The 1,503-nt window shown below is 66.6% G+C and carries 3 protein-coding genes and 1 pseudogene; 3 read left to right on the top strand and 1 reads right to left on the bottom strand.

Features of this window, described 5'->3' with window-relative positions; genetic code table 11:
- Positions 1-25: 25 nt before the first annotated feature.
- Positions 26-220, bottom strand: a complete 195-nt coding sequence (locus AC1D1G_RS45120) for a DUF7455 domain-containing protein (protein ID WP_005240831.1) — start codon at positions 218-220, stop codon at positions 26-28.
- A 260-nt stretch (positions 221-480) separates the two neighbouring features.
- Here AC1D1G_RS45120 and AC1D1G_RS45115 point away from each other — a divergent pair, with 260 nt between their 5' ends.
- From AC1D1G_RS45115 to AC1D1G_RS45105, 3 genes and pseudogenes are all read left to right on the top strand, one after another.
- Positions 481-834: a DUF952 domain-containing protein gene (locus tag AC1D1G_RS45115; RefSeq protein ID WP_283353144.1), complete on the top strand. Its 354-nt coding sequence runs from the start codon at positions 481-483 to the stop codon at positions 832-834.
- 47 nt (positions 835-881) lie between these two features.
- Positions 882-1,364 (top strand): cation:proton antiporter regulatory subunit, encoded by a 483-nt coding sequence (locus AC1D1G_RS45110; RefSeq protein WP_005240833.1) that lies wholly within the window; start codon positions 882-884, stop codon positions 1,362-1,364.
- A gap of 7 nt (positions 1,365-1,371) precedes the next feature.
- Positions 1,372-1,503: pseudogene (locus AC1D1G_RS45105) on the top strand (cation:proton antiporter); the annotation flags it as partial.

Raw genomic sequence — 1,503 nt, 5'->3', positions numbered from 1 at the left:
GGGACGGGTCACCCGGGCTGACGTATCAGATTGCAGCTTCGGCTTCGGACACGATCGTGGCGTTCATCTCGCGAAGGCGGTCTGCGTGCTCGTTGGCGTGGTGACCGCAGAAGAGCAACTCTCCTCCGGTCGGAAGAACCGCGCGAACGCGGGCTCCCGCACCGCACCGGTCGCACCGGTCGGCTGCGGTCAACGGGGGGCTGGTCAGTGTTCCGGGCATGACTCCTCCGTACTGGCTTCGACTGATGCCGAGTGCCTGGGGCCTTGGTCCGCCGCGTCGGGGGTGGCGCGGTGGATCTACTCTGTCAGACGTTTGGGGTTTACGCGTTGTTCCCGTCGGCGTTTCTCAGTGTTGCATCACACACGAAACCGGCCGGAAACGCGCCGTCAGGGACGTGACGAGCGCAGATGTGAACAGACCGCGCGGTCCGAGTTCGCTGACAGCTGATTCGTTTTCAGGCGTGACGCTAGTCTCACCGTGTGAAATCCGAAGACCAGCTGGTCCACATCTGCAGCCGCGAGGAATGGCGCACCGCGGAACGTGAAGGCAGTCGAGTGCCCGCGACGTTCGCCGCGGACGGTTTCGTGCACCTCTCGACACCGGCCCAGGTGCATCTACCCGCCAACAGGTTGTTCGCCGGGCGTACGGACCTCGTCCTGCTGAGGCTCGACCCCGCCGCGCTCGGTGCGCCGGTGAAGTGGGAGCCGGGCGTGCCGGCCGATCCGGCGTCGATGCTGTTCCCACACCTGTACGGGACGCTGCCCGTCACGGCGGTTACCGCGGTCGAGGATTACCGCCCCGACGCCGACGGAACGTTCCCAGCCCGGCACTGACGCGAGCCTTGCGCGGTTGGTCACACCGATCGGTCTACCGTGGAGGCATGAACGTTGAAGTGACGCCACTACCGGGTATCGGGGTGCGTAAGGACTTCGAACTCGCCGCCGGTCGCCGCATCGGTGTCATCACCCATCGCGACGGTCGCACCGATCTGATCGTCTCGAAGGCCGACGATCCCGATGCGTGCGCTGCGTCRGTGCCGCTCACCACCGAGGAGGCGGCAGTCCTCAGCAACCTGCTGGGGGCGCCGCAACTGGTGGCGCAGCTGGAGGAGGAGCACCGGGACCTGCCCGGAATCCGCACCAAGCAGCTGTACATCAAGGAGGACTCCCGGTTCGACGGCCGCCCGCTCGGCGACACGGCGATGCGCACACGCACCGGGGTCTCGATCGTCGCGGTCATGCGGGCCGGTCAGGTCTACCCGTCACCGAAGCCCGACTTCCTGCTCACCTCGGGCGACCTCCTGGTCGCCGTCGGAACCACAGACGGACTGGACGCGTCGGCCAAGCTCCTGGCCAACGGCTGACATTCCCGTGAACACCACCACGCTCGCGCTCATCGAACTGGGCGCGGTGTTCTTCGCGCTCGGATTGCTGGGCCGCCTGGCAGCTCAGTTCGGCATGTCGCYGATCCCGTTCTATCTCCTCGGCGGACTCTGCTTCGGC

Source organism: Rhodococcus sp. P3_B8, from assembly GCF_056402775.1.
Note: the sequence above shows the minus strand (reverse complement) of the source record. Positions and strands in the feature narration are given on the sequence as shown.

Bases quoted from the DNA above. Each gene is read 5' to 3' on its own strand.
- AC1D1G_RS45120 (WP_005240831.1), bottom strand. From the start codon at position 220: ATGCCCGGAACACTGACCAGCCCCCCGTTGACCGCAGCCGACCGGTGC.